Source organism: Frigidibacter sp. MR17.24, assembly GCF_037095655.1.
Taxonomy (GTDB): domain Bacteria; phylum Pseudomonadota; class Alphaproteobacteria; order Rhodobacterales; family Rhodobacteraceae; genus Frigidibacter.
In genome coordinates this window covers 96,212-122,009 of the sequence record NZ_JBAWKE010000002.1, presented here as the reverse complement: position 1 = coordinate 122,009, position 25,798 = coordinate 96,212, and the positions used below count along the sequence as shown (strand labels likewise).

General features: G+C 70.9%; 24 protein-coding genes. 13 read left to right on the top strand and 11 right to left on the bottom strand.

The window, feature by feature from the left end; translation table 11 throughout:
- Positions 1-513: 513 nt before the first annotated feature.
- Genes V8J39_RS07770 through V8J39_RS07735 form a run of 8 tightly spaced genes read left to right on the top strand, consistent with a single transcriptional unit; the run spans position 514 to position 8,883 of the window.
- The gene (locus tag V8J39_RS07770; RefSeq protein ID WP_336460326.1) at positions 514-1,026 is read left to right on the top strand and encodes a division/cell wall cluster transcriptional repressor MraZ; all 513 of its coding nucleotides are present in this window, start codon (positions 514-516) and stop codon (positions 1,024-1,026) included.
- Positions 1,027-1,029: 3 nt separating this feature from the next.
- Positions 1,030-2,028 carry a 16S rRNA (cytosine(1402)-N(4))-methyltransferase RsmH gene (gene rsmH, locus V8J39_RS07765; protein ID WP_336460325.1) on the top strand — a complete coding sequence of 333 codons (999 nt, stop codon included), beginning with the start codon at positions 1,030-1,032 and terminating at the stop codon, positions 2,026-2,028.
- A gap of 4 nt (positions 2,029-2,032) precedes the next feature.
- Positions 2,033-2,446 carry a cell division protein FtsL gene (gene ftsL, locus V8J39_RS07760; RefSeq protein WP_336460324.1) on the top strand — a complete coding sequence of 138 codons (414 nt, stop codon included), beginning with the start codon at positions 2,033-2,035 and terminating at the stop codon, positions 2,444-2,446.
- A gap of 4 nt (positions 2,447-2,450) precedes the next feature.
- Positions 2,451-4,232 carry a peptidoglycan D,D-transpeptidase FtsI family protein gene (locus V8J39_RS07755; protein ID WP_336460323.1) on the top strand — a complete coding sequence of 594 codons (1,782 nt, stop codon included), beginning with the start codon at positions 2,451-2,453 and terminating at the stop codon, positions 4,230-4,232.
- Positions 4,233-4,275: 43 nt separating this feature from the next.
- Positions 4,276-5,772, top strand: coding sequence for a UDP-N-acetylmuramoyl-L-alanyl-D-glutamate--2,6-diaminopimelate ligase (locus V8J39_RS07750; RefSeq protein ID WP_336460322.1), 1,497 nt, complete (start codon positions 4,276-4,278; stop codon positions 5,770-5,772).
- Positions 5,769-7,235, top strand: a complete 1,467-nt coding sequence (locus V8J39_RS07745; RefSeq protein WP_336460321.1) for a UDP-N-acetylmuramoyl-tripeptide--D-alanyl-D-alanine ligase — start codon at positions 5,769-5,771, stop codon at positions 7,233-7,235. The genes V8J39_RS07750 and V8J39_RS07745 overlap by 4 nt, the downstream gene beginning before the upstream one ends.
- On the top strand, positions 7,236-8,318 hold the full coding sequence (gene mraY / locus V8J39_RS07740; protein WP_336460320.1) for a phospho-N-acetylmuramoyl-pentapeptide-transferase: 1,083 nt from the start codon (positions 7,236-7,238) through the stop codon (positions 8,316-8,318).
- A gap of 4 nt (positions 8,319-8,322) precedes the next feature.
- On the top strand, positions 8,323-8,883 hold the full coding sequence (locus V8J39_RS07735; RefSeq protein WP_336460319.1) for a DedA family protein: 561 nt from the start codon (positions 8,323-8,325) through the stop codon (positions 8,881-8,883).
- A gap of 37 nt (positions 8,884-8,920) precedes the next feature.
- Here the strand turns inward: V8J39_RS07735 and V8J39_RS07730 are convergent, their stop codons facing one another.
- Positions 8,921-9,307, bottom strand: coding sequence for an Hpt domain-containing protein (locus V8J39_RS07730; RefSeq protein ID WP_336460318.1), 387 nt, complete (start codon positions 9,305-9,307; stop codon positions 8,921-8,923).
- Between the two features lie 15 nt (positions 9,308-9,322).
- Complete coding sequence (locus tag V8J39_RS07725; RefSeq protein ID WP_336460317.1) at positions 9,323-10,303, bottom strand: response regulator; 981 nt, start codon at positions 10,301-10,303, stop codon at positions 9,323-9,325.
- A 257-nt stretch (positions 10,304-10,560) separates the two neighbouring features.
- Between V8J39_RS07725 and V8J39_RS07720 the strand changes: the two genes are divergently transcribed.
- From V8J39_RS07720 to V8J39_RS07710, 3 genes are read left to right on the top strand one after another with little or no spacing between them, the layout of a single operon-like run.
- A complete protein-coding gene (locus V8J39_RS07720) occupies positions 10,561-13,521 on the top strand; it encodes a methyl-accepting chemotaxis protein (protein WP_336460316.1) in 2,961 nt (986 codons plus the stop codon).
- Positions 13,511-14,569, top strand: coding sequence for a protein-glutamate methylesterase/protein-glutamine glutaminase (locus V8J39_RS07715; protein WP_336460315.1), 1,059 nt, complete (start codon positions 13,511-13,513; stop codon positions 14,567-14,569). The genes V8J39_RS07720 and V8J39_RS07715 overlap by 11 nt, the downstream gene beginning before the upstream one ends.
- Positions 14,566-15,099, top strand: a complete 534-nt coding sequence (locus V8J39_RS07710) for a chemotaxis protein CheD (protein WP_336460314.1) — start codon at positions 14,566-14,568, stop codon at positions 15,097-15,099. Before V8J39_RS07715 ends, V8J39_RS07710 begins: the two co-directional genes overlap by 4 nt.
- Positions 15,100-15,213: 114 nt before the next feature.
- Here V8J39_RS07710 and V8J39_RS07705 read toward each other — a convergent pair whose 3' ends face one another.
- The 8 genes from V8J39_RS07705 to V8J39_RS07670 all read right to left on the bottom strand — a co-directional run bounded on the left by V8J39_RS07705 (position 15,214) and on the right by V8J39_RS07670 (position 21,284).
- Entirely contained in the window at positions 15,214-15,579 is a 366-nt protein-coding gene (locus tag V8J39_RS07705; protein ID WP_336460313.1) for a hypothetical protein, read from the bottom strand.
- A gap of 5 nt (positions 15,580-15,584) precedes the next feature.
- Positions 15,585-15,971, bottom strand: a complete 387-nt coding sequence (locus V8J39_RS07700) for a response regulator (RefSeq protein ID WP_336460312.1) — start codon at positions 15,969-15,971, stop codon at positions 15,585-15,587.
- On the bottom strand, positions 15,971-16,843 hold the full coding sequence (locus tag V8J39_RS07695) for a CheR family methyltransferase (RefSeq protein WP_336461175.1): 873 nt from the start codon (positions 16,841-16,843) through the stop codon (positions 15,971-15,973). Before V8J39_RS07695 ends, V8J39_RS07700 begins: the two co-directional genes overlap by 1 nt.
- Positions 16,844-16,848: 5 nt before the next feature.
- Positions 16,849-17,307, bottom strand: a complete 459-nt coding sequence (locus V8J39_RS07690; RefSeq protein WP_336460311.1) for a chemotaxis protein CheW — start codon at positions 17,305-17,307, stop codon at positions 16,849-16,851.
- Positions 17,308-17,311: 4 nt separating this feature from the next.
- Positions 17,312-19,480 (bottom strand): chemotaxis protein CheA, encoded by a 2,169-nt coding sequence (locus tag V8J39_RS07685; RefSeq protein ID WP_336460310.1) that lies wholly within the window; start codon positions 19,478-19,480, stop codon positions 17,312-17,314.
- Between the two features lie 10 nt (positions 19,481-19,490).
- On the bottom strand, positions 19,491-19,856 hold the full coding sequence (locus tag V8J39_RS07680; RefSeq protein ID WP_336460309.1) for a response regulator: 366 nt from the start codon (positions 19,854-19,856) through the stop codon (positions 19,491-19,493).
- Positions 19,853-20,143, bottom strand: a complete 291-nt coding sequence (locus V8J39_RS07675) for an STAS domain-containing protein (protein ID WP_336460308.1) — start codon at positions 20,141-20,143, stop codon at positions 19,853-19,855. Before V8J39_RS07675 ends, V8J39_RS07680 begins: the two co-directional genes overlap by 4 nt.
- 109 nt (positions 20,144-20,252) lie before the next feature.
- Positions 20,253-21,284 carry a glucokinase gene (locus V8J39_RS07670; RefSeq protein WP_336460307.1) on the bottom strand — a complete coding sequence of 344 codons (1,032 nt, stop codon included), beginning with the start codon at positions 21,282-21,284 and terminating at the stop codon, positions 20,253-20,255.
- 238 nt (positions 21,285-21,522) lie between these two features.
- Here V8J39_RS07670 and V8J39_RS07665 point away from each other — a divergent pair, with 238 nt between their 5' ends.
- Entirely contained in the window at positions 21,523-23,163 is a 1,641-nt protein-coding gene (locus tag V8J39_RS07665) for an alpha-glucosidase (RefSeq protein WP_336460306.1), read from the top strand.
- 117 nt (positions 23,164-23,280) lie between these two features.
- Here V8J39_RS07665 and V8J39_RS07660 read toward each other — a convergent pair whose 3' ends face one another.
- The gene (locus V8J39_RS07660) at positions 23,281-24,270 is read right to left on the bottom strand and encodes a phosphoadenosine phosphosulfate reductase (RefSeq protein ID WP_336460305.1); all 990 of its coding nucleotides are present in this window, start codon (positions 24,268-24,270) and stop codon (positions 23,281-23,283) included.
- Between the two features lie 413 nt (positions 24,271-24,683).
- On the opposite strand from V8J39_RS07660, the gene V8J39_RS07655 reads away from it, so the two are divergent.
- Positions 24,684-25,676, top strand: coding sequence for a GSCFA domain-containing protein (locus V8J39_RS07655; protein WP_336460304.1), 993 nt, complete (start codon positions 24,684-24,686; stop codon positions 25,674-25,676).
- Positions 25,677-25,798 lie beyond the last annotated feature (122 nt).

Sequence of the window (25,798 nt, the reverse complement as noted above, 5' to 3'; positions counted from 1 at the left end):
CCCGCACGGCCACGCTTTGGCCCGCTTGATGCTGGGTTCCGCAGGGTCCGGGAAATGACGGGAAAAAAATTGGCGAATGGCGGCCTGCTTGATATGGATGCCTTGCGGGGTTATCCAACATGATGTTGTGCCAAGGTGGGTAAGGGTGGAACATTTTCCGTCAGAGCTGCGGCAATCTGCACCCTGTGGCTCCCGTCCGTTCCCGCATTTCGAGGTTTACTCCCGTGAATTCCCGTGGCATCACTGATCACACGATGAACACGGGCATTCGGGGTCTCAGGCCCCGGACACGATAAAAAAAGCAGGCTTCATACAGGCAGCCCCTTCATCGAAACGAAGAGATCCGGCGCGCGGGCGAGCAGACATCCCCCCAGGTGGCGCGTGCAGCCGGACACCCAGTGATGGGAACGAGGGCGGCGGATCGGGCAGTGGCAGCAGCCCGGTCCGCCGTTTCGCTTCCGAGGCCCCGAAGAGGGCCCGGCGGCCGGGACAGGAATAGGAGCCACGGGCCACATGGCCGGGATGTTCGTAGGCGAATACACCTTCAAGGTGGACGGCAAGGGGCGCATGTCGATCCCCGCCGACTATCGCCGCGAACTCGAGGCCTGCGACCTGCAGCGCCCGAACGAGAACCGTCCCCGCCTCGCCGTCGTCGCCACCCCCAACAAATCGCATCTCGAGTGCCACAGCTACGACGACTACCGTCGCATGGCCGCCGACATCGCGAACATGGAGCGCGGCTCGATGCAGCGGCGCATCCTCGAGCGGATGGTGCTGGGCGCCACCACCATCGTCGAGGTCGAACCGGACGGCCGCCTCGTGCTGCCCCAGAAGCTGCGCGAGAAGATCGGCCTGTCGTCCGAGGCGCTGTTCCTCGGCCAGGGCGAGACCTTCACGATCTGGAACCCCGAGACCTTCGCCGCCGAGGACCAGTCGCAGATCGACGGCTGGCTGGACCAGATGCCCGCCGATTTCGACGTCTACTCGCTGCTGGGCGCGGCCAAGTCCCCGCTGGCCGGGGGCTGAGACATGGCCGACGCCCCGCATATCCCCGTCCTGCTGCGGCCGCTCCTCGAAGCGGTCGCACCCGTTTCGGGCACCTGGGTCGACGGCACCTTCGGGGCGGGGGGCTATTCGCGCGGCCTTCTGGCTGCCGGGGCGGGGCTGGTGATCGGCATCGACCGCGACCCGATGGTCTTCGACATGGCGCAGGCCTGGGCCGGCGACTACGGCGACCGGCTTCGGCTCGAGCGGGGCACCTTCTCGGATCTCGACCAGCTTGCCGGCCAGCCGGTCGACGGCGTGGTGCTCGACCTCGGGATCTCGTCGATGCAGATCGACCTGGCCGAGCGCGGCTTCTCGTTCCAGAAGGACGGCCCGCTCGACATGCGCATGTCCTCCGACGGCCCCTCGGCCGCCGACCTCGTCAACGAGGCCTCGGAGGAGGAGCTGGCCGACATCATCTTCCACTACGGCGAGGACCGCGCCGCGCGGCGGATCGCCCGCGCGATCGTGCGGGCGCGCAACGATCAGCCGATCGTGACGACGCTCGGCCTCGCCGCCGTTGTGGAATCGGTCCTGCCGCGCCAGAAGCCCGGCCAGAGCCATCCGGCCACCCGCGCCTTCCAGGGCATCCGCATCGCGGTGAACGACGAGTTCGGCCAGCTGGCCGAGGGACTCGCCGCCGCCGAACGCGCCCTGAAGCCCGGCGGCCGGCTGGCGGTGGTCACCTTCCACTCGCTCGAGGACCGGGTCGTGAAACGCTTCTTCCAGATCCGCTCCGGCTCGGAAGGGCAGGGCAGCCGCTACGCCCCCGCGCGTGAGACGGTGCCGCCGGCCTTCCAGATGATCAGCCGCCGCGCCATCGGCCCCGACGACCGCGAACTGGCCGAGAACCCGCGCGCGCGGTCCGCCAAGCTGCGCGTCGCGCGGCGCACCGACGCGCCCAGCCAGCCGGTGGACCGTGCCGCGATGGCGATCCCGCAGCCCGCGCTGGGCACCAGCGCCCCGCGCCGGAAAGGACACTGAGCCGATGCGCAGCATTCTTTTCGTCCTGACGGCGCTGTCGGTGATGGGCCTGGCCTTCTGGGCCTACCGCGAGAACTACGCCACCCAAGCCAAGATTACCGAGATCGACGCCCTGCGCTCCGAGATCGCGCAGCTGACCGAATCGCTGGGCGTTCTGAAGGCGGAATGGGCCTATCTCAACCGCCCCGACCGGCTGCGCGACCTGGTGGCGATCAACTTCGCCCGCCTGCCGCTGCTGCCGATGCAGTCCGACCAGTTCGCGGCTGTCGACCAGGTGGACTATCCGCCCGAGGTGGTGGTGCCCGAGTCCCTGCCGAACGCGATGCCCGCCCGCGGCCCCGTCACCGACCCGGTCGAGACCTCGGCCGCGCTTGCGGGCGCGAAGGTCGACGCGGCCGCCGGCGCCGACCAGGAGTGATCCCATGATCCGCGTGCCCCTGCGACCGCTCGCCCGAATCCTCGGCGCCCGCCAGAAGGGCGAGAACCCGGACGCGATCGAGCGCGAGAACCTCGCGATCCGCCACGAGCAGATGCGCGAGAAGGCGCGGGGCCGGGCCGAGACCCGGCTTCTGGTGATGGGGCTTCTGTTCTTCTCGGCCTTCGGGGTGATCGGGGCGCAGATGGGGCTGCTCGCGGCCTCCGAGCCGACCGAGCCGCATTCCGGCACCGCCGGCGCGGCGATCCTCGCCCAGCGCGCCGACATCACCGACCGCGATGGCCACATCCTTGCCACCAACCTGGTGACGCATTCGCTCTATGCCCAGCCGCAGCAGATGATCGATCCGCGCCACTCGGCCGAAGAGCTGATGAAGATCTTCCCCGACCTGAACCGGGAACGGCTGGTGCGCGACCTGACGGGCACGCGCAAGTTTTTGTGGATCAAGCGCAAGATCAGCCCCGAGCAGATGCAGCAGGTGCATGACATCGGCGACCCGGGCCTGCTGTTCGGCCCGCGCGAGATGCGCATCTACCCCAACGGCGCGCTGGCCTCGCACATCCTGGGCGGCGCCGGCTTCGGCCGCGAGGGCGTGCATTCGGCCGAGGTGATCGGCACCGCCGGCGTCGAGCGCGCCTTCGACGGCTGGCTGCGCGACCCCGCGAACGGCGGCAAGCCGCTCGAGCTGTCGATCGACCTCGCCGTGCAGGCGGCGATGGAGGAGGTGCTGGCGGGCGGCATGAAGCTGATGAACGCCAAGGGCGCGACCTCGATCCTGATGGACGTGCACACCGGCGAGATCCTCGCGATGGCAAGCCTGCCCGACTTCGACCCGAACACCCGGCCCGCGCCGGTGCCCTCGCGCGATCCCTCGGACAGCCCGCTGTTCAACCGCGCGGTGCAGGGCGTCTACGAGCTTGGCTCGACCTTCAAGATCTTCGCCGTGGCCCAGGCGATCGAGCTTGGCCTCGTGAATCCGGGCACCGTGATCCAGACCAAGTCGCCGCTGGTCTGGGGCCGGTTCCGGATCAAGGACTTCCACAATTACGGCGACCATCTCTCGGTGACCGAGATCATCGTGAAATCGTCCAACATCGGCACCGCGCGCATCGCGCTGATGATCGGCGCCGAGCGGCAGAAGGCCTTCCTCGCCTCGCTCGGCCTGACCGAGCCCACGCCGGTGGAACTGGCCGAGGCGCCGACGGGCCGCCCGATCGTGCCCTCGCGCTGGCCCGAGATCACCGCGATGACCGTCTCCTACGGCCACGGCCTGTCGGCCAGCCCGCTGCACCTGGCCGCGGCCTACAGCACCATGGTCAACGGCGGCTACAAGGTCACCCCGACGATCCTCAAGGCCGATCACGTCCCGCGCGGCCCGCAGATCATCTCCGAGAAGACCTCGGCGATCATCCGCTCGCTGATGCGCCAGGTCGTGGCGCGCGGCACCGCCAGCTTCGGCGACGTGCCGGGCTACCTCGTCGGCGGCAAGACCGGCTCGGCCGACAAGGTCAACCCGGCGGGCGGCTACTACAAGGACAAGGTCATGGGCACCTTCGCCTCGGCCTTCCCGATGAACGATCCGAAATACGTGCTGGTGACCTCGCTCGACGAGGCCTCCGAGAATTCGGGGTCCGAGCCGCGGCGCACCGCCGGCTGGACCACGGTGCCGGTCGGGGCCGAGATCATCCGCCGCATCGCGCCGCTCCTGGGGCTCCGTCCCCAGGTTGGACCTTCCGCGGACGCTGCGCTAACACTCGTGCGCAACTGAAGGGCGGGGGCGGGTCGCCGCCGCGAGGGTCTAGGAGAGAGCGATGAGCGACCAGGAATCGGGTCCGAGAACCGCGACGCTCGCCGAGCTGGGGCTGACCGCGCGCGGTGGCGCCGAGTGGCGGGTGACGGGGCTGTCGGTGGACAGCCGCCAGGTGAAGCCGGGGCACCTGTTCGCGGCGCTGCCCGGATCGAAGGTCCACGGCGCCGAGTTCATTCCCTACGCGCTGCGCATGGGCGCGGGCGCCATCCTGACCGACCGCGAGGGCGCGCGGATCGCGCGTGACCAGATGGCCGGGGCCGAGGCCGCGCTGATCGTGGCCGAGGACCCGCGCCAGGCGCTGGCCTTCGCCGCCGCGCTGTGGTTCGGCGCCCAGCCCGAGACCGTGGTCGCGGTGACCGGCACCTCGGGCAAGACCTCGGTCGCGACCTTCACCCGCCAGATCTGGCAGGCGATGGGGCTGGCTTCGGCGAACATCGGCACGATGGGGGTCCTGGGCGACTTCACCGCCCCCGTGCCCCACACCACGCCCGAGCCGCTGACCCTGCACCGGATCCTGTCGCAGATGAAGGCCGCCGGCATCGATCACGCGGCGATGGAGGCCTCGAGCCACGGGCTTGACCAGAAGCGGCTCGACGGGGTGCGGCTGAAGGCCGGCGCCTTCACCAACTTCAGCCAGGACCACCTGGACTACCACCACGATTTCGACAGCTATTTCAACGCCAAGGCCGGCCTTTTCGACCGGGTCCTGCCCGAGGACGGCACCGCGGTGCTGTACATGGACGACGACCGCTCGTCCGAGATGCGGGCGCGGGCCAAGGCGCGCGGGCTCGAGGTCATCACCGTCGGCCGCGAGACGCCGGCCGACATGAAGATCCTGTCGCAGCGCTTCGACGCGACGGGGCAGGACGTGCGCGTCGACTGGTTCGGCTCGCCGCGCCAGATCCGGCTCGACCTGATCGGCGGCTTCCAGGCCGAGAACGTGCTGGTCGCGGCGGGGCTCGTCATCGCCTCGGGCGCCGAGCCCGACGTGGTCTTCGACGCGGTGAGCCAGGTCAAGACCGTGCGCGGCCGGATGGAGCTGGCGGCGGTGCGCCGCAACGGCGCCACCGTCTTCGTCGACTATTCGCACAAGCCCGGCGCGCTCGCCTCGGCGCTGGTCAGCCTGCGCCCGCATGTCATGGGCCGCATCCTGTGCGTCTTCGGCGCCGGCGGCGACCGCGACAAGCTCAAGCGCCCGCTGATGGGCGAGGCCGCCGCGCGCCATGCCGACCTCGTGTTCGTCACCGATGACAACCCGCGGTCGGAAGACCCCGCGACGATCCGGGCCGAGGTGATGGCCGGCTGCCCCGAGGCGACCGAGGTCGCCGACCGGGCCGAGGCGATCCTGCGCGCGGTCGACGCGCTGGAACCCGGCGACGCGCTGATCATCGCCGGCAAGGGCCACGAGACCGGCCAGATCGTCGGCGACACCGTCTTCCCCTTCGACGATGCCGAACAGGCAAGCGTCGCCGTCGCCGCGCTGGAGGGCCGGATATGACCGATACGCTCTGGACCTCGGCCGAGGCCGAGGCCGCCACCGGCGGCCGTGCCACCCAAGCCTTCGCCGTGACCGGCGTGTCGATCGACACCCGCAGCCTGGGGCGGGGCGACCTGTTCGTCGCGCTGAAGGACGCGCGCGACGGCCACGACTTCGTGCGCGCCGCACTCGACCGCGGCGCGGCCGCGGCGCTCGTGTCGCGCATCCCCGAGGGCTGCACGCCGGACGACCCGCTGCTGGTGGTGCCCGACGTGCTGGACGCGCTGGTGGCGCTGGGGCGCGCGGGCCGGGCCCGCACCCGGGCCCGCGTCGTCGGCATCACCGGTTCGGTCGGCAAGACCTCGACCAAGGAGATGCTGCGCAAGGTCCTGGCCGCACAGGGCCGCGTCCATGCCGCCGAGGCCAGCTTCAACAACCACTGGGGCGTGCCGCTGACCCTGGCGCGGATGCCCGCCGACACCGATTTCGCGGTGATCGAGATCGGCATGTCGAACCCGGGCGAGATCGCGCCGCTCGCGCGTCTCGCGCGGCCGCATGTCGCGGTGATCACCACCGTCGCCCCCGCCCATCTCGCGGCCTTCGGCAGCCTCGACGGCATCGCGCGCGAGAAGGCCGCGATCTTCGAGGGGGTCGAGCCCGGCGGCACCGCCGTCGTGCCGCTGGGCCTGCCGGTCTCGGGCCTGCTCGAGGCGGCGGGGCGGGGCCATGGCCACCACATCCTGACCTTCGGCGCCGACCCCGAGGCCGACTGGCGGCTGATCCACGCGCGGGTCGTGGCCGATGCGACCGTGGTCGAGGCCAGCCACCGCGGCGCCGACGGCGGGGTGCACCCGCTGCTGTTCAAGCTGCGCACGCAAGGGGTCCATTTCGCCCAGAACGCGCTGGCGGTGCTGGCCGTGGCCGCGGCCGCGGGCGCCGACACCGCCGTCGCCGCGCTCGACCTCGGGCAGTGGCTGCCCGCGGGCGGGCGCGGGATGCGCGAGCGCATCGTGCTCGACCTGGTCGACGACCATCTCAGCTTCGACCTGATCGACGACGCCTACAACGCCAACCCGACCTCGGTCGGCGCCTCGCTCGAGATGCTGGCCGCGGCCGAGCCCCGCGACGGGATCGGGCGCAAGGCCGCGGGCCGCCGGATCGCGATCCTGGGCGACATGCTCGAGCTGGGCGCGGACGAGATCGCGATGCATGCGGCGCTGGCCGACCACCCGGCGATGGCGCGGGTGACCACGGTGCACTGCGTCGGCCCGCGGATGAAGGCGCTGTGGGAGGCGCTGCCGCGCGCGCGCCGCGGCCTGTGGCTGGAAACGGCCGAGGAGATGGTCCCCGAGCTGCGCCATCTTGCCGATGCCGGCGATGTCCTGCTGGTCAAGGGCTCGAAGGGCATCAAGGTGGCGCTGCTGGTTGACGCGATCCGCAAGCTGGGGCAAGCGGTCGCGCACCACAATCGAGGGACCGAGTGAATGCTCTACTGGCTGGCCGAGCTGTCGGATGGGGGCGGGGTGTTCAACCTGTTCCGCTACATCACCTTCCGGGCAGGCGCGGCCTTCTTCACGGCGCTGATCTTCGGCTTCATCTTCGGGCGGCCGCTGATCGACTACCTGCGCAAGGTGCAGAAGAAGGGCCAGCCGATCCGTGACGACGGCCCCGCCACCCATTTCGTCAAGGCGGGCACGCCGACGATGGGGGGGCTGCTGATCCTCTCGGCGCTCGGGGTCTCGACGCTGCTCTGGGCGCGGCTCGACAGCATCTATGTCTGGATCGTGCTGCTGGTCACCTACAGCTTCGCGCTGATCGGCTTCGCCGACGACTACGCGAAGGTGACGAAGCAGAACACCAAGGGCGTCTCGGGCCGGGTGCGGATGGGCATCGGCCTTGTCGTCGCGGCGCTGGCCTCCGGCGCGGCCGCCTGGGCGCATCCCGCCGGCCTGTCCGGAGAGCTGGCGCTGCCGTTCTTCAAGGACCTGCTGATCCACCTGGGCATCTTCTTCGTGCCCTTCGGCATGCTGGTGATCGTCGGCGCCGCCAACGCGGTGAACCTGACCGACGGGCTCGACGGGCTGGCGATCATGCCGGTGATGATCGCCTCGGGCACGCTCGGCGCCATCGCCTATGTCGTCGGCAACGTCACCTTCACCGAATATCTCGGCGTCCACTACGTGCCCGGCACCGGCGAGATCCTGGTCTTCACCGCGGCGCTGATCGGCGGGGGCCTGGGCTTCCTGTGGTACAACGCCCCGCCCGCGGCGGTGTTCATGGGCGATACCGGCTCGCTGGCGCTGGGCGGCGCGCTGGGCGCGATCGCGGTCTGCACCAAGCACGAGATCGTGCTGGCGATCGTCGGCGGCCTCTTCGTGGTCGAGGCGATGTCGGTGATCATCCAGGTCGCCTATTTCAAGCGCACCGGCCGGCGGGTGTTCCTGATGGCCCCGATCCACCACCATTTCGAGAAGAAGGGCTGGGGCGAGGCGCAGATCGTGATCCGGTTCTGGATCATCTCGCTCATCCTGGCGCTGATCGGCCTTGCCACGCTGAAGGTGCGCTGAGGTCATGGCGTTCGAGGCCCTGATCGCGCATTGGGGCCTGCCCGCGATCTTCGTCGGCTCCGCGGTCGAGGGCGATGCCACCGGCTTTCTCGCCGGCGTGCTTGCCCATCGCGGGATGTTCCCGTTCGAGATGGTGGCGCTGGTCGTGGCGGCGGGGGCCTTCGTCGGCGACGAGGTGCTGTTCTTCCTCGGCCGGCACACCTCGCGCTTCGGCTTCGCGCGGCGGATGCTGAACCACGGCGCGGTCGCGAAGGTCCGCCGGCTGGTGGTCGAGCGGCCGACGGCGCTGATCCTGGGGTTCCGCTTCCTCTACGGCGCGCGCACGGTGGGGGCGCTCAGCCTGGGCGCGGCGGGGGTGCCGGTGCCGAAGTTCGTGGCGCTGAACGCGCTCGCCGTGCTGGTCTGGGCCCATGTCGTCACCGGGCTCGGCTTCGGGCTGGGGGCGACGCTGCACCGGCTGATCGGCGGCATCCGTCTCGAGGGGCATCTCGTGCTGGCCGCGGGCGTGGTCGCGGCGGGGTTCGCCGTGGCCTGGGCGCTGCATCACCGCTGGCGCCGGCGCTAGGCGCGCCGGCGGTCCCGGCGGCTATCTCACCGCGATCTCAGCAGCGATCGTTGTCGATCAGGATCAGGGCCATCTCGCCCAGCATGTCGTCGACGGCGTCCAGCAGGCGCTGGCGGTCGCTCGTGCTGGCCGATGCGGGGTCGTGGCCGTCGGTGGCCAGCTCGGCGATCTGCGAGAGCCGGCCCAGTTCCGGGAAGCCGACGGTGGCGGCGATGCCCGTGGTCTTGTGCGCGCCGAAGCGGATCAGGTCCAGAAGCCGCGCCCGGTAGGCGAGGTCGAGCCCGTCGTCCTCCTCGAGATCGCTGCGCGCGGCCTCAAGCTCGACGAGGCGGCCCTCGAGCACGTCGAGGAAGCGGCCGCGGATTTCTGCGACACGGGCCGAGACGGCCTGGCCGCGGGCCTGGGTCATGGCGAGGTCGATCATCGTGTCAGGTCCTGGTCAGGCCATGCGGAACTGGCTGGACACGCCCCAGCCGTCGGCCTCGGCGGGGCCCGGCTCGTGCTCGGCATTGTCGATCGCCACGTACAGCGCGTCGACCGCGCCGCGACCGGCCCGCACCAGGCCCACGCGCACGGGCGAGCCCACGCGCAGCGTGCAGCGGATCGGCATGCCGCGGCTGTTGGTCAGCCCCATCTCGTCGACGATCAGGTTCGCCGTGGCCGTCACCGTGTCGAGGTCCAGCGGCGTGCGGCCGTGGGCGACGCAGACGAAGACGCCGTTGCCGGCATAGGCCACGAAGCGCTCGACCGTGCGCAGCGAGGTCGCGATCGCCTCGGCCACGTCGGTCAGCAGATAGCGGAAATCGGTCGGCGACGAGGCGGCGTAGATCTGCTCGACCCCCTCGACCTTGAAGGCGAAGATCGAGGTCGCGAACAGGCCCGAGCGGGTCAGCTGCAGCAGGTAGTTCTCAAGCGCCTGCAGCTCGATCACGCCGTCGACCTCCTTGATCGAGATCGGGTCGGCGAGGTCGATGAAGCGCTCGCGCTCCAGCTGCTGGCGCAGCCCGTCAAGCTGGTTGGCGTTCTGGCGGATCGCGTTGTTCTGGTCGACCATCCGCGCCGCCAGCCGGATCCGGGTCCCGAGCTCGACCGGATCGAAGGGCTTGGTGACGTAGTCGGTCGCACCGGCCGCGAAGGCGCGGTCGATGTAGGATTTCTGGCTCATCGCGGTGATCATGATGATCGGCGCGGTCTGGTAGTTCGGGCTCCGCCGGATCGCGCGGGCCAGCTCGATGCCGTCGATCTCGGGCATCTGGATGTCCAGGAGGAAACAGTCGAACAGCTCGGGGCTGGCCGTCAGGATCTGTGCCGCCTCCCGCGCCGAGGAGGCCGTCGTCAGATCGCTGAAACCGTTGGCGCCAAGGCTCGCCGACAAAAGCTCCAGGATCATCTCGTCGTCATCGACCGCAAGGATGCGCATCTTCAGCCCTTCTGGTGATGGTGCCGCGCCTGCTCTGGGAATTCTTCCCGCGGGCACCTCTTCATTTCTCGTTAACACTCGGTGCGGAATCCGGCGAGATTAAGGCGCCGGTCGCGTGAAAATCAGTCCGGATCAAGGTGTTTTCGGGTGTGCAGAAACGAATCCGGCATTTCGGCAAAAGCGTTTAAGCGAATCTTCAGCGGGCGGGGCGACCTTGCCCGGGCCGACGCGCCTGTCGGCCGGACCGCGGATCGCAGATGCCATTTTCCCTTCGACTCAGCCTCAGATTGCCGCTGCTGATCGTCCTGGTCAGCCTTGCCAGCCTCGTCGTGATGGGCAGCTTCGCGCTGCGCGAGGCGGGGCGCGCGCTCAGCGCCGCCGGCCAGGAGCGGCTGGCGGTCACCGCCGAGATGCGCCGCGAGAACCTCGATCTGTGGAGCGCGCGCATCACCTCCGACCTGGCGACGATGGCGGGGACCGCCTCGGTGCAGAAGGCGCTGGCGGATCTCACGCGGGCCTTCGACCGGCGCGGTCCCGGCGCCGCGGCCGAGCTACAGCGCGAATACATCACCGACAATCCCAATCCCGCCGGGCGCCGGCACCTGCTGGAGACGGCGGGCGGGCTTGACGACTATTCCGTCGTGCATCGCCGCGTCCATCCCGAGATGGCCGCGCATTGGCAGCAGACCGGCTATTACGACATCTTCCTGATCGATGCGGCCGGGCGGGTCGTCTACTCGCTGTTCAAGGAAGAGGATTTCACCGCCGACCTGATGGCGGGCCCGCTGCGCGACACCGGCCTGGCCCAGGTCGCGCGCGCGGCGCTGTCGGCAGGCCCCGGCGCGCCGCCCTCGGCCTCGGACTTCCGCCCCTATGCGCCCTCGGCCGGCGCCGCGGCCGCCTTCGTCGCCCAGCCGGTCTTCGACCGCGGCGGGCAGCGGCTGGGCGCGCTGGCCTTCCAGCTTCCCTTCAACCAGATCAACGCGATCACCGTGGATCGCACCGGCCTTGGCGACAGCGGGCGCGCCTACCTGGTCGGGCCGGACAACCGGCTGCGCACCAATGTCGACGGCGGCGCCCCCGACACGCTCGAGCAGCGCCAGACCGCGCTGCCCGAGGTCGCGCTGGCGCTGGCCGGCGGGCAGGGCGCGCAGGAAGGTGTCGGGATCGACGGCGTCGATGCGGTCATCGCCTATGGCCCGGTCTCGATGCTCGGCTTGCCGCAGGCGCTGGTGGTCGAACAGGACCGCAGCGAGATCCTCGCCCCGGTGCACCGCCTGGCGCGCGAGGTCGCGGGCTGGGGGGCGCTGCTGATGCTGGCGGTGGCGGGGCTTGCCTGGTGGCTGGGGCGCGGGATCGCGCGGCCGCTCGGCCGGACCTGCGCCGCCATGGCCGAGGTCGCCCAGGGCCGCTATGACGCGACGATCCCGGCCCTGACCCGCCGGGACGAGATCGGCGACATCGCCCGCGGCCTCGAGGCCTTCCGGGGCAGCCTTGCCGAGGGCAAGCAGCATGCCGAGGCCGCGGCCTTCCGCGGCGCCGCCTTCGACGGCACCTCGGCGCCGCTGATGATGGTCGACGAGAATTTCGAGGTGAAGTTCGTGAACCCGGCGCTTTACGCGCTGTTCGACGTCCGGCGCGACGACTTCGCCATCCAGGTGCCGCAGTTCGACCCGAAGACCGTGATCGGCAAGACGATGGACGTGTTCCACGTGATCCCGTCGAAGGCCCGGGCGCTGCTGTCGGACAGCCGCAACCTGCCGCACCAGGCCGAGATCGGTGTCGGCAGCGCGCGGTTCCAGCTCAACGTCAGCGAGGTGCAGATGGAGGGGCGCGGCCGCATCGGCTATGTCGTCGAATGGCGCGACGTCACCGCAGAGCGGCTGACGAGCGCCATCCTCGGCGCGCTCGACCGCAGCCAGGCGATGGCGCAGTTCCAGCCCGACGGGCAACTCGTGGTCTGCAACGCGCTCTTCGCCGGCCTGGCGGGGCAGGCGCCCGAGGCGCTGGTCGGGCAGGCCGCCGCGATGATGTTCCGCCCCGAGGGCGCCAAGGATCTCGAACCCGCCTGGCGCGGCCTGACCTCCGGCGAGGTGTGGCAGGGCCGGCTGGCCTTCGGCACCTCGCTCGCCGACGGCCTGCTGGCGGCGGTGCTGGACCGGTCGGGCCGGGTGATGCGGATCGTGCTGATCGCAAGCGACGTGACCGAGGTGCAGACGCGCGCCGCCGCGGCCGAGCGCGAGCGCGTCGCCCTGGCCGAGGCGCAGCGCCATGCCGTCTCGGCCCTGGCCTCGGGCCTCGGGCGGCTGGCGGGGGGCGATCTGATGGTGCGGATCGACGAGCGGTTCTCGGCCGATTACGAAGGGGTGCGCGGCGATTTCAACCGCGCGATGGCCCAGCTGTCCGAGACCATCGGCGAGGTCGCCGAGCGCACCGACTCGCTCAGCTCGGGCTCGACCGAGATCTCCACCTCGGCCGAGGATCTCTCGCGCCGGGCCGAGCGGCAGGCGGCGACGCTCGAACAGACGGCGGCGGCGCTCGACCAGCTGACCGCCTCGGTCAAGTCGGCGGCGAGCGGCGCCGCCGAGGCCCAGAGCGCGGTCGAGGTCGCGCGCGGCGCGGCCGAGCGGTCCGGCAAGATCGTCGACGACGCGGTGCTGGCGATGGAGCAGATCGAGGCCTCGTCGCAGGAGATCTCGCGCATCATCGGCGTGATCGACGACATCGCCTTCCAGACCAACCTCTTGGCGCTGAACGCCGGCGTCGAGGCGGCGCGCGCGGGCGAGGCCGGGCGCGGCTTCGCCGTCGTCGCCTCCGAGGTGCGGGCGCTGGCGCAACGCTCGTCCGAGGCGGCGCGCGAGATCGACGGGCTGATCGCCCGGTCGGGCGGCCATGTCCGCACCGGGGTCGAACTGGTCGGCAAGGCCGGCGGCGCGCTGCGCGAGATCCTGACCGGCGTCACCGACATCACCACCCGCGTCTCCGAGATCGCGGGCTCGGCCTCGGAGCAATCCGCGGGGCTGGCCGAGATCAACATCGCGATCAACCAGCTCGACCAGGTCACCCAGCAGAACGCGGGCATGTTCGAGCAGACCGCCGCGGCCAGCCGCAGCATCAGCGACGATGCCGCCAGCCTCGCGCGCGCCGTCGCGAAATTCCAGATCACGGACGGGACCCCGGCGCGCGGCGCCTCGGTCGAGTGGCGGCATGCGGGTTGACCAGGGGCCGGGGCGCGGCCCGGTACGGGTGCTGATCGTCGACGACAGTCGCACGATCCGGCAGCTGATCCGCCATCGCCTGCAGGGCGATCCGCGGCTGGTCGTGGTCGGCGAGGCCGAGGATCCGCTGGTCGCGCGCGAGATGATCCGCAACCTCTCGCCCGACGTGCTGACGCTGGATGTCGAGATGCCGCGGATGAACGGGCTCGAATTCCTCGAGCGGCTGATGCGCCTGCGGCCGATGCCGGTGGTGATGATCTCGACCGAGACCCACGAGAATTCTCGCTCCGCGATCGAGGCTTTGGCGCTGGGCGCGGTCGATTGCATCGGCAAGCCCGCCGCCGACCGGCTGCCCTACGGCTTTCGCGAACTGGCCGACATCCTCGTCTCGGCCGCGGGGGCCCGGCTGCAGGGGCGCGTGCCGCATCGTGCCGGGGTGACGCCGCGCGATTTCCTGTGGAACGGCAAGATGGTGCTGGTCGGGTCGTCGACCGGCGGGGTGGATGCGCTGGAATGCCTGCTGCGCGGCTTCCCCGCCGACTGTCCGCCGACCCTGATCACCCAGCACATGCCGCCCGCTTTCCTCGCCAGTTTCGCGCGCCGGCTCGACGGCCTCGTCGCGCCCCGGGTGGCGCTGGCCGAGGAGGGGGCGCCGATCCGGCAGGGCGAGGTGCGCATCGCCCCCGGCGGCACGCGCCACCTCGCGCTGGCGCCGGGCCCGACCTGTCGCCTGCTCGAGGGCGAGAAGCGCAGCGGCCACCGCCCCTCGGTCGACATCCTGTTCGAAAGCGCGGTCAGCCTTGCGCCGAAGGTGGTCGCGACGGTGCTGACCGGGATGGGCCGCGACGGCGCCGAGGGGATGGCTGCGCTGCGCGCGGCCGGGGCGCGCTGCCTCGCGCAGGACCAGGCAAGCTCGGTGGTCTGGGGCATGCCCCGCGCCGCGCTGGAGATGGGGGGGGCGGAACGCGCGGTTCCGCTGGCCCGGATGTCGGCCGAGCTGCTGGCCCTGACCGGGCGTCAAAGCGCCCGCTCGGGGGTGCGCGGATGATCGGGGTCGATACCAGGCTGCCCACGGAAGGATCTTTCCACATCTCGCAGGGCGAGTTCGCCGTCGGCAGGTCGCAGGCGACGATCAGCACCATTCTCGGCTCCTGCGTGGCGACCTGCCTGCATGATCCGATCGCCGGGATCGGCGGCATGAACCACTTCCTGCTGCCCGAGGGCACCGGGACCGGCGTCGCCGCAGCCAGCTTCGGGGCCAACGCGATGGAGCTTCTGATCAATGCGATGATCAAGGCCGGGGCCAGCCGCAACCGGATGCAGGCCAAGGTCTTCGGCGGCGCCCGCATGGTCGCCGGCCTGTCCGACATCGGCGCCCGGAACGCGCATTTCGTGATCGACTTCCTGCAGCGCGAGGGCCTCGACTGTGTCGGCCAGAGCCTTGGCGGCAACGAGGCGCGGCGCGTGCAATTCTGGCCGGGCGATGGCCGGGCGCGCCAGAAGCTGGTTGGCCGGACCGACCTGAACGAGAAACCCGTGCCCAAGCCCGCCGCGGGCAATGGTGTCGAGCTGTTCTGAGCGCCGGCCCGGGCCCGGGCACGATCGGGCGCGGTGCGGTCCGGCGGGGCCGGCCACTCCGGCGCCCCGGGCCAGCCCGTGCGGAGGTGCCGGCGCGATGCCGGCAGTGCCCGGTCAGAACCAGGTCACCTCGCCATCATCCGGATGGGGGGCAACCGGCCCTTCGTCGGGGTCCAGCGCCGCGACAAGCTCGTGCAGCCGCAGCCGCGACAGGATCGGGACGGCGTGCAGCCGGATGTCGCCCGTCAGCTCGCCCGAGACCGATTCCATCAGCCGCCCCAGGTCCTCGAGGCATTGCGTGATCCGGTCGATGCCCTGCAGGCCGCGGATCGCGGCCGGATCGGTATGCTCGGCGAATTCGCACAGCGACAGCGCGGCCTGCACCCCGGCCGAGAGCGCCGCGAGCGAGGCCAACTCGTCCGCGATGCGCTGGGCCAGCGCGTCGAGCGGCAGGTCGCGGTGATCGACGCTCACGGTCATGGCGGTCACAGCCGACCGACCACGGCTTCGATGCAGCTGCGCAACTCCTGCGGAGTGAAGGGCTTTTTCAGGAAGTTGTTCATGCCCAGCTTCTTTCCGTTGTCGACGATCTCCTTGTCCGCGCGGCCGGTGATCAGGATGAAACCGACGCCCTTGGTCTTGCCGCCGGTGCGCAGCGCCTTCAGCAGCTGCAAGCCATCCATGCCGGGCATGTTGTAATCCGAGATCACCAGGTGCGCCGGCGCCTTCTCCAGCGCTTCGAGCGCGCCGGGTCCGTCGCTGGCGAAGGCGACCTGGCGCAGGCCCATGGCGTCGAGCGCCTGGGTGATCAGGCCGCGGCTGGTCGACATGTCGTCCACGACCATGATCTTGAGCTGTTCGCGCAATGACATCAGGCAGCGTCCCTTCCTGGGATGGCGCCGGCAAGGCGGCGGTAACTCGTGATGCCGGCCGTCTCGAACGGCAGGGCAGGGGCAACCGGCACCCGTTCGGAGTGCCCGGCACACAGGATGCCGCCGGGCGACAGCATCGCCGCGAAGCGCCGCCAGAGCTTGGCCTGGGCATCGAGGTCGAAATAGATCACCACGTTGCGGCAGAAGATGACATCGAAGCCGTGCCGCATCGGCCAGGGGCCGTGCAGGTTCAGCTCGCGGAAGCGCAGCAGCGCGCGGGCGGCATCGTTGATCCGGTAGTCGTCGCCCTCGGCCTGGAAATGGCGCGCGACCATCGCCGGGGCCATCCCCTCGAGCAGGCTCGCGGGGTAGGTCGCGGCCTCGGCCCGCGCGATCACCTCGGGGTCGATGTCGGTCGCGAGGATGCGGATGTCGTGGCGCGGCGCCTCGGGCATCAGCTCGAGCACGACCATCGCCATCGACCACGGCTCCTGTCCGTTCGAGCAGCCGGCGGACCACAGTCGCACCCGGCCGCCGGTGCGCGCGCGCGCCAGCAGCGGTGGCAGCACCGTGCTGCGCAGCAGGTCGAAATGGTGCATCTCGCGGAAGAAATGCGAGACGTTGGTGGTCAGGGCCGAGATCATCCGGCGCCGCTCGTCCTGGCCGTCGCTGCCCGCGACCAGCGCAAGGTAGTCGCCATAGCTGCTGAGCCCGAGGCTGCGCAGCCGCTTGGCCAGCCGCGACTGCACCATGCTGGTCTTGGTCTGGTTCAGCACGATGCCCGCTTCGTCGTGCAGGATCTTCGCCACCGCCGCCATCTCGGCGGCGCTGGGGGCGCTGGGCGACAGCGAGGGATGGGTCATCGCGCTCATGGCCGTCACGCGGCATCCGCCCGGTAGCCGGGCAGGACCGAGCTGAGGTCCAGCACGCGGATCATCCGCCCCTCGACGATGGTCAGGGCCGAGATGAAGCCGGCGGCGGCATCCGCCGAGATCTCGGGCGGCGGTTGCAGCGCGCCGCGCGGCAGCGCCAGGATGTCGGAGACCGCATCGACCAGAAGGCCCACGCTTTGTCCTTCGGATTGCACGACGATGATGACGTTGCGCGCGTCGCCCTCGACCGGCGGCATGCCCAGCCGCGAGGCGAGGTCGATCACCGGCAGCACCGTGCCGCGCAGGTTGATCACGCCGCGCATGTAATGCGGGCTGTGCGGCAGCGGCGTCGCGCGGGTCCAGCCGCGGATCTCGCGGACGGACATGATGTCGACGCTGTATTCCTGCTCGGCGAGCCGGAAGGACAGCAGTTCGAGTTCGGAATTCAGACGGTCCTCGGTCATGGGGTCAACCTGTCAGAGCGAAATCGGGAAGGCGGGTGCGGCCGGTGGCGTTCGCGACCAGGTCCCCGGGGTCGAGGATCAGCGCGATCTTGCCATCGCCGAGGATGGTCGCGGCGGCGACGCCGGGGATGTTGCCATAGCCCTGCTGCAGGCCTTTGATCACCACCTGGCGCTGTTCCATGATCTCTTCGACCACCAGCGCCGCCCGGCTGCCGTCATCCTGCGCGGTCAGCAGCACGATGCAGCCGACATACGAGGCCCGCGGCTCGCGATAGCCGAGCTCGGCCCCCAGGTCATAGAGCGGCACGAAGCCGCCGCGGATGTGGATCACGCTGCTTTCGGGGCCGAGCATGCGGATGTCGCCCGCGGCCAGCGTCGCGGTCTCGACGATCGAGGAGAGCGGGATCACCAGCGTCTCGCCCGCGACCTTCACCACCATCCCGTCCAGCACCGCCAGCGTCAGCGGCAGCGAGATCGAGAAGCGGGTGCCCTTGCCGGGCTCCGACAGGATGGTGATGCGCCCGCCGAGCGCCTGAATCGCCTGCTTCACCACGTCCATGCCGACGCCGCGACCCGACAGCGCCGAAACCTCGCTGGCGGTCGAGAAGCCGGGCAGGAACAGCAGGTTGTCGATCTCGGAATCCGACAGCTGCGCCTCTGGCGGGATCAGCCCCTTCTGCTCGGCGATCTCGCGCACCCGCGGCCGGTTGATGCCGCCGCCGTCGTCCGAAACCTCGATCACCACCCGGCCCGAGCGGTGCTGGGCCGAGAGCGTGATGATCCCCTCGCGGGTCTTGCCGCGTTCGACCCGGGTCTCGGGCTTTTCCAGCCCGTGGTCGACGGCGTTGCGGATCATGTGGGTCAGCGGATCGGCGAGCCGCTCGATCACGGTCTTGTCGACCTCGGTGCCCTCGCCCTCGGTGCGCAGCCGCACCTCCTTGCCGACCGCGCCCGAGGCTTCGCGCACGATCCGCGCCATGCGCTGGAACAGCGGCTTCACCGGCTGCGCGCGGATCATCATCACCGAATCCTGGATGTCGCGGGTCAGCATCATGAAGGCCTCGAGCCCGCTCATCACCGCCGAATTCGCGCCCAGCCCCGCCTCGGAGACGCTCTGCGCCAGCATCGCCTGGTTGATCACCAGCTCGCCCACCAGGTTCACCAGCCGGTCGATCCGCTCGAGATCGACCCGCACCGTCGCGCCGGCGGTCTCGGCCGGATGGGCGCCGCCACCTTCGGCGCGCGCCGCCGCCGCCGGCGGGGCGGCCGGGGCCGGGGCCCGGTCCGGGACCGCGGCGGCGCCGGGCCCGGGCGGGGCGGTCGCGTCGCTTTCGGCGGCCGGGGCCGGGTCGGGCAGGGGATCGCCGGCGGGATCGGGCGGCGGCGCGTCGCCGGCCGGCCCCTCCTCGGTCAGCTCGATCTCGGCGAGGTCCTCGACGAAGTCGAACACCTCGAGGATCTCGTCGCGCCCGGCGGTCGTGTCCAGCAGGATGTCCCAGCCCAGGTACGAGGCCTCGGGGTCCATCGCCGCGAAGTCGGGCAGGCGCGACAGGTCGCAGCGGATCTCGGCCTCGCCCAGCGTGGCGAGCGCGCGCAGCAGCAGCAGCGGCTCGTTGCCCGAACGGTAGAGCCCGGCCGAGGGCACGAAGCGCAGCCGCCAGCGGGTGCTGGACGGGCCCGCGTCGATCCCGCCGAAATCGAAGCTCAGCCCCAGCGGCACGAAATCGTCGACCTCGGGCTCGGGCTCGGGCGCGTGGCCGCCGCCGCCGGTCAGCCCTTCCAGCGCCAGCAGCGCCTCCTCGGCGCCGGGCGGGCTGGCGGCGGGATCGGCATTGGCCAGCCGCACCTGGTCGGCCAGGATGTCGGCCGCGGCGAAGATCAGCTTCATCCCCTCGGGGTCGAGCGTCATCCGTCCCGCGCGCAGCTCGTCCAGCACGGTCTCGAACCGGTGGGCATAGGCGACCAGCGCCTTCAGCCCGAAGGCCCCCGCGCCGCCCTTGATCGAATGCACCGCCCGGAAGGCGACGTTGATCGTCTCGCCGTCGGGCTGCCCGCCCTGGTCGAGACTGTCCGAGATCGCGGCCATCGCGTCCTGCAGCGCCTCGAGCAGTTCCTCGCATTCCACGAAGAACGAGGCGCGGATCTCGGCCATCGGGTCATTCGGCTGCGCCATCGCGCCCTCCTCAGCCCGCGACCATGTGCAGGGCCTTCACCAGTTTCGGCGGATCGAACGGCTTGACGATCCAGCCTGTCGCGCCCGCGGTGCGGGCCCGCGCCTTCAGCTCGGGCGCGCTTTCCGTGGTCAGCACCAGAATCGGCGTGGCGCGGTGGCGCTCCTGGCCCCGCACCGCCTCGATGAAGCCGAACCCGTCCAGCCGCGGCATGTTGATGTCCGAGATGATCGCGTCGGGCTCGATCCCCGCCAGCACCTCGAGCCCGTGCACCCCGTCCTCGGCCAGGTGCAGGGTGAAGCCGGCATCGGTGAGCGCCAGCCTCAGCATGTCGCGGATCGTCCGGCTGTCGTCGACGGCAAGGACCGTGAGCGTCATGCGGCGACCTCAAGCTCGTTGCGCGCGGCCAGGCGTCCGGCGTCGATGCCGAACAGCGTCAGCGCCTCGTCCACGGCGGGCGAACAGCCGGTCAGCGACAGGCTGTGGCCGGCGCCGCGCCAGCTTTGCGCTGCCGCCAGCAGCACCTGCAGGCACAGCCCGCCCAGGTGCGACACCGCCGTGACATCCAGCGCGAGATCGTCGCCGGCATGGTCGCGCAGCGCATGCGCCAACGGCACGGCGGCGTTGAAATCCAGCCGTGCGGGAAGGGCGAAGACCGCGCTCATGCGCGGGCCTCCGTCCGGGACGACTGATGCGTCTGGCTCAAGCGGGTCACCTCTGCCTCCGTTCCTCTCGGGTACAGGGCAGGGTTAGGCGCGCGGCGTTAAAATTGGCTTATGAGAGTTTGTCGCTTTCGTGACCTGACAGGCCAAGCTGATGATGTGCGCAGCCGATCAGCGCCGCGAGGTCGTCCTCGACCAGGTCGACGGCGAAACTTTCCATGAAGCCCGAGAACCGGCCCTTGTCGCGGAAGGCCGCGGTGAAGCCGCCGGCCGCGAAATGCGGGGCGAGCGCGCGGGCCATGCCGCCGATCAGGGCGATGCCGCCGAAGGGCAGGTGCGTCAGCGCGAGATCGCCCGCGACGCGGCCCAGCAGCGTGACGAACAGCGCGGCCGCGCGATGGGCGCGCGGCTCGCCCTCGGCGAGGGCGGCGATGATCTGGGTCGAATCGCGTGCGGGCAGGCCGCCGGGCCCGGTCGCGGCCAGGAACGCGTCGACATGGCCGAGCCCGCGCCCCGACAGCGCCTCCTCGACACCGGGGAAGCCGCCGGGGAAACCGTTGTCGCGCGCCAGGAAGCGCGACAGCTCGATCTCCTCGGCGGTGCGGGCGGGCAGGGTGACATGGCCGCATTCCGACGGCGCGACCAGCCGGTGGCCGCCGGGCAGCGGGTGCACGGGCGCCGCGTTGAAGCCGGTGCCGATGCCGATCACCAGCTGGGTGCCGGCCGGGTCGCGCGTGGCCGCGATCACCTCGGTCGCGCTGCCGGGCTTGAGAAAGCCCAGCGCATGGCCCTGCGCCTGCAGGTCGTTCAGGATCCCGACCCGCGCGGGCGCGAGGCCGAGCGCGGCCCCGAGGCTCGCCGCGTCGAAATGCCAGTCGAGGTTGGTCAGCTGCCCGGTGCCGCCGTGCACCGGCCCCGCCACCGCGACCGAAGCACCCGTGAGCGGCGGCGCGCCGGCCTCGGCGTGGAAGCGGCCGAGCACCTCGGCCAGCCCGGCCGCATCGGCATTGCGGAACTTGCGCGCGGCGGCGGTGTCGACCTGGCCGCCGGTGGCGAAGGCGACCCGGGTGTTGGTGCCGCCCACGTCGGCGACAAGTGTCAGCGCCGCGCCGGTGGCCGGCCTTCTGGGATCGTGATCGGCCATGGGTCCTCCTGGTGTCCTCCCGGGGCGGCGACGGCTGGGGCTCGGGCGCCGCGATCGACGGGGGCGTCTGGCTATAGCTATCCGCCGTTTGCGCTAACCGCCAGTGCCTGCTGGCAGAACGCCGCCCATGCCGCCCCGGTTGCGCAATTCGGCGAGAGCGATGCACTTTTTCGGGTTGAACCCGAGGGGGGTGCGCCACAGGTTCGCAAAGAGTTTCGCAGCGACAGAGGAGACGCCGATGGCCCCGACGGTCTTTCAGAAAGAGGCGGGCTGGTGGAAGGGGGCGGTGATCTACCAGATCTACCCGCGCAGCTTCCAGGACGCGAGCGGCGACGGCATCGGCGACCTGCTGGGCATCGTGCACCGGCTGCCCTATGTCGCCTCGCTGGGCGTGGACGCGATCTGGATCTCGCCGTTCTTCACCTCGCCGATGAAGGACTACGGCTACGACGTGTCGGACTATTACAACGTCGACCCGATGTTCGGCAGCCTCGCCGATTTCGACCAGGTGATCGCCACCGCCCATGCCTACGGGCTGAAGGTGATGATCGACCTCGTGCTGTCGCACACCTCGGACCAGCATCCCTGGTTCAAGGAAAGCCGCGCCAGCCGCGACAACCCGCGCGCCGACTGGTACGTCTGGGCCGAGCCCAAGCCCGACGGCACCGTTCCGACCAACTGGCAGTCGCAGTTCGGCGGCACCTCGTGGCACTGGGACGCCCGGCGCGAGCAGTACTACCTGCACAACTTCCTGACGTCGCAGCCCGACCTGAATTTCCACAATCCCGCGGTGCAGGACGCGCTGCTGGACGTGGCGCGGTTCTGGCTGGAGCGGGGGGTGGACGGCTTCCGGCTGGACACGATCAATTACTACTTCCACGACAAGGAGTTGCGCGACAATCCTGCCCTGCCCAAGGCCGAGCGCAACGACAAGACCGCGCCCTCGGTCAATCCCTACAACCACCAGCTGCACGTCTATGACAAGAACCGCCCGGAAAATCTTGAATTCCTGAAGAAATTCCGGTCCCTGATGGATGTCTACGGCGCGGCGGCGGTGGGCGAGGTCGGCGACAGCCACCGCGGGCTCGAGATCCTCGGGGAATATACCCGCGGCACCGAGCGGATGCAGATGTCCTATGCCTTCGACTTCCTGTCGGGCAGCTCGATGCCGGCGGCCACCGTAGCCGAGGTCTTCGGCGAGGTGGCGAAGGTCGCCGCCGACGGCTGGGTCTGCTGGGCCTATTCCAACCATGACGTCGAGCGCCACATCACCCGCTGGGGCCTGACGCCGGCGGCGGCGCGGACCTATGTCTCGCTGATGATCTGCCTGCGCGGGTCGCTGTGCCTCTATCAGGGCGAGGAGCTGGGCCTGCCCGAGGCCGACATCGCCTTCGAGGACCTGCAGGACCCCTATGGCGTCGAGTTCTGGCCCGAGTTCAAGGGCCGCGACGGCTGCCGCACCCCGATGCCCTGGGACCAGACCCAGGTCAACGCCGGCTTCTCGCCGGCGCGGCCCTGGCTGCCGGTGCCCTCGCCGCACTACCCGCTCGCGGTGACCTCGGCCGAGGGCGATCCGGCGGCGCTCCTGCACCACTACCGCCGGGCGCTGTCGTTCCGGCGCGGCCACGCGGCGCTGCGGGTGGGCGAGATCACGGATGTCACGGTCGAGGGAGAGGTGCTCAGTTTCCGCCGCACCGAGGGCCGCGAGACGATCCTGTGCTTCTTCAACCTCTCCGAGGAGCCGGCGACGGTGACGGTGCCGCCGGGCAACTGGGTGGCGATCGGCGGCGAGATCGGCTCGACCCGGCCGACGCCGGATTTCCAGCTGTACCTCGGCCCCTGGCAGCCCAGCATCCTGCTGCTCGACACCGAGCACTGAGCGGGCACTGGCCGGGCACCGGACGATCGCTGGCCGGCCGGTCGCCGGTGATCCGGGCCGCCCTGACGGCGGCCCGGCCCGGTCAGCGGACCGCGCCGCGGCTGGGCGGCGGGCGGGTCAGAGCGCGGGCGGCGGTTTCGGCGTCGGCAGGGCCGGCGGCAGGCTGCCCCCGGCTTCCTCCAGCATCGCCTCAAGCTCGGCCAGCCGGTCGACGAACTGCCCGTCCTCGACCCGCTCGGCCGCGGCACGGGTGGCGAGGGCCGCAAGGAAGACGCGGTTGCGCTGGTCCAGCCACTGGGTCATCCGGCGCAGCCAGGGCCGGCAGCGGTGCCGGGCCCGGTACAGTTTCCAGAACACGCCCGGGGTGAAATCCTCGCGCCCCGCGGCCACGATCAGCGGCTCGAGGATGCTCATCTCGGACAGGATCCGCGCCGGCATCGGCCCGAGGAACGGGCAGGCGAGCTTGTGCACGAAGGGCTTGGTGAACAGCGCGGCATGCATCGCGTCGGGGGCCGAACGCGGGTCGTAGATCAGGTAGACCGGGCCCGCGCCCTCGATCATGTCGGGGCCATAGCCGTAGCGGCTGGTGAAATCCATCCGCCGGCGGTCGGTGAAGCGGTTGTCCCAGCCGGTGACGACCGGGTCCAGCGTCGCCTGCGGCGCGGCCAGGATCACCGTGGCCCCGGGCGCGGTGACCGAGAAGGCGGCGGCGGCATAGCCGCACATGTTGGCGCCCCAGAAGATCACCCGGTCGAAATCCTCGAAGAAGGCGTCGTCGACCTGGCGGTCGAAGAAGCCGAAGACGGCGCGGTCGCGGAACCAGGTCGAACCCTCGGCCAGCAGGCACAGGCTGGACCAGCCCTGCGCCGCGGCCAGCTTCTGGCCCATCGGCATCCCGTCGCCATCGCGGCGGCAGGCATCGAAGGTCTCGAAGGTGACCAGCAGGGTCGTGCCCTCGTCGGTGAACAGCGCCGCGTGATCGGCGCCCAGCGGCTCGAAATAGCCTGCCTCGTCGCCATGCGCCTCGAGCGCGGCCAGAACCTCGGCCTGGCGGGCGGCCTGCTTCTCGGCCTGGCGATCGGCAAGGGGTCGGGCGTCGCTGCTCATCAACATCTCGCTACCTCGGGCGCGGCGTCCTGCCCGGGGAGGGCAACGATCCGGGCCGGTCGGGGAGGCCGGCGCGGAGGGTCCAGACCGGGACGGGCCGGGAAACAGTCTGGTTTTCGATCCTGCCCCTAGGCAAGCCGCAACTGCGCAGGATTTTCAATGCTTCGCCGCAATTCCGGCGGCTGGGTGCAACAATGCGCAGATCACGCCCGACTGTTTCCGATCCGGCCGCTTCCGCCGCCAATTGCGGCATCGCGGCTGCATGGTGCTGCCGCATTGCCGCCGGGCCTGCGCGGCGGGGTCCGCGGCCCTGACCGCGGGCCCGTTGACGCTGGCCGCGGGCCATGGGCAGGATGACGCCACCCCCCAAGCGTGGCGCTGCAGGACACGCCCCAGACCGAAAGCGGACCGACGTGAGCGACGCCCAGACCAATCCCTACAGCGGCCTGCCCAGCGAGGCGTTCTGGCGCTCGGCCGTGGCCGAGCCGCTGACCCGGGGCGCGCCCGAGCGGATCGCGGGGCTGTGGTCGCCGAAATTCCCGATCGGCCCGCAGGACCGGATCGTCACCGCGGGCTCGTGCTTTGCCCAGCACATCGGCCGGGCGCTGTCGGCGCGGGGCTATGGCTGGGTCGATGCCGAGCCGGCGCCCGCGGGGCTGGCGCCCGAGGCGCGGCTGGCGCGCCACTACGGCACCTTCAGCTTCCGCACCGGCAACATCTACACCGCCAACATGCTGGCGCAGTGGCTCGACTGGGCGCTGGACAAGGGCCAGATGCCCGAGCGGCACTGGGAGCGCGACGGCCGCGTCTACGACCCGTTCCGCCCGGCGATCGAGCCGCAGGGTTTCGACAGCCTCGCCGCGCTGGCCGCGTCGCGGGCCCGCACGCTCGCCGCGATCCGCGAGGCGGTGCGCGAGGCGACGGTCTTCGTCTTCACCCTGGGCCTGACCGAAAGCTGGCAGGAGCGCGAGACCGGGCTTGAATATGCGATCTGCCCGGGCACGGTCGCGGGGCGGTTCGACCCCGAGCGCCATCACTTCGTGAACCACGATTTCGACGATACCCTGCTGCGGCTGGGCGATGCGATCGGCCTTCTGCGCAGCGTCAACCCGGCGATCCGGGTGCTGCTGACGGTGTCGCCGGTGCCGCTGACCGCGACGGCGAGCGGCGATCACGTGCTGGTGGCGACCGGCTGGTCGAAGGCGGTGCTGCGCGCGGTGGCGGGCGAGATCGCGGCCGAGGATGCGGGCGTCGACTATTTCCCCAGCTACGAGATCATCACCGGCCCGCCCTTCGCCGGCCGCTTCTACGCCGAAAACCTGCGCCAGGTCCGCCCCGAGGGCGTCGCCTTCGTGATGGACAGCTTCTTCCGCGACCAGTCCGCCCGCTTCGGCTCCGCCGCCTGACCACCCCCGCCTGACCGCCCCCGCCCGACCACCCCAGCCTGACCGCTCCCGCAAGGCGGCTGCTGCGCCCCCGGTCTTTCGCATTGGCCCAAATATCCCGGGGGTGCGGGGGCAGCGCCCCC

Excerpts from the sequence above, each read along its gene's own strand:
- V8J39_RS07770 (WP_336460326.1), top strand. The coding sequence starts at position 514 with ATGGCCGGGATGTTCGTAGGCGAATACACCTTCAAGGTGGACGGCAAG.
- rsmH (WP_336460325.1), top strand. The coding sequence starts at position 1,030 with ATGGCCGACGCCCCGCATATCCCCGTCCTGCTGCGGCCGCTCCTCGAA.
- ftsL (WP_336460324.1), top strand. The coding sequence starts at position 2,033 with ATGCGCAGCATTCTTTTCGTCCTGACGGCGCTGTCGGTGATGGGCCTG.
- V8J39_RS07755 (WP_336460323.1), top strand. The coding sequence starts at position 2,451 with ATGATCCGCGTGCCCCTGCGACCGCTCGCCCGAATCCTCGGCGCCCGC.
- V8J39_RS07750 (WP_336460322.1), top strand. The coding sequence starts at position 4,276 with ATGAGCGACCAGGAATCGGGTCCGAGAACCGCGACGCTCGCCGAGCTG.
- V8J39_RS07745 (WP_336460321.1), top strand. The coding sequence starts at position 5,769 with ATGACCGATACGCTCTGGACCTCGGCCGAGGCCGAGGCCGCCACCGGC.
- mraY (WP_336460320.1), top strand. The coding sequence starts at position 7,236 with ATGCTCTACTGGCTGGCCGAGCTGTCGGATGGGGGCGGGGTGTTCAAC.
- V8J39_RS07735 (WP_336460319.1), top strand. The coding sequence starts at position 8,323 with ATGGCGTTCGAGGCCCTGATCGCGCATTGGGGCCTGCCCGCGATCTTC.
- V8J39_RS07730 (WP_336460318.1), bottom strand. The coding sequence starts at position 9,307 with ATGATCGACCTCGCCATGACCCAGGCCCGCGGCCAGGCCGTCTCGGCC.
- V8J39_RS07725 (WP_336460317.1), bottom strand. The coding sequence starts at position 10,303 with ATGCGCATCCTTGCGGTCGATGACGACGAGATGATCCTGGAGCTTTTG.
- V8J39_RS07720 (WP_336460316.1), top strand. The coding sequence starts at position 10,561 with ATGCCATTTTCCCTTCGACTCAGCCTCAGATTGCCGCTGCTGATCGTC.
- V8J39_RS07715 (WP_336460315.1), top strand. The coding sequence starts at position 13,511 with ATGCGGGTTGACCAGGGGCCGGGGCGCGGCCCGGTACGGGTGCTGATC.
- V8J39_RS07710 (WP_336460314.1), top strand. The coding sequence starts at position 14,566 with ATGATCGGGGTCGATACCAGGCTGCCCACGGAAGGATCTTTCCACATC.
- V8J39_RS07705 (WP_336460313.1), bottom strand. The coding sequence starts at position 15,579 with ATGACCGTGAGCGTCGATCACCGCGACCTGCCGCTCGACGCGCTGGCC.
- V8J39_RS07700 (WP_336460312.1), bottom strand. The coding sequence starts at position 15,971 with ATGTCATTGCGCGAACAGCTCAAGATCATGGTCGTGGACGACATGTCG.
- V8J39_RS07695 (WP_336461175.1), bottom strand. The coding sequence starts at position 16,843 with ATGAGCGCGATGACCCATCCCTCGCTGTCGCCCAGCGCCCCCAGCGCC.
- V8J39_RS07690 (WP_336460311.1), bottom strand. The coding sequence starts at position 17,307 with ATGACCGAGGACCGTCTGAATTCCGAACTCGAACTGCTGTCCTTCCGG.
- V8J39_RS07685 (WP_336460310.1), bottom strand. The coding sequence starts at position 19,480 with ATGGCGCAGCCGAATGACCCGATGGCCGAGATCCGCGCCTCGTTCTTC.
- V8J39_RS07680 (WP_336460309.1), bottom strand. The coding sequence starts at position 19,856 with ATGACGCTCACGGTCCTTGCCGTCGACGACAGCCGGACGATCCGCGAC.
- V8J39_RS07675 (WP_336460308.1), bottom strand. The coding sequence starts at position 20,143 with ATGAGCGCGGTCTTCGCCCTTCCCGCACGGCTGGATTTCAACGCCGCC.
- V8J39_RS07670 (WP_336460307.1), bottom strand. The coding sequence starts at position 21,284 with ATGGCCGATCACGATCCCAGAAGGCCGGCCACCGGCGCGGCGCTGACA.
- V8J39_RS07665 (WP_336460306.1), top strand. The coding sequence starts at position 21,523 with ATGGCCCCGACGGTCTTTCAGAAAGAGGCGGGCTGGTGGAAGGGGGCG.
- V8J39_RS07660 (WP_336460305.1), bottom strand. The coding sequence starts at position 24,270 with ATGAGCAGCGACGCCCGACCCCTTGCCGATCGCCAGGCCGAGAAGCAG.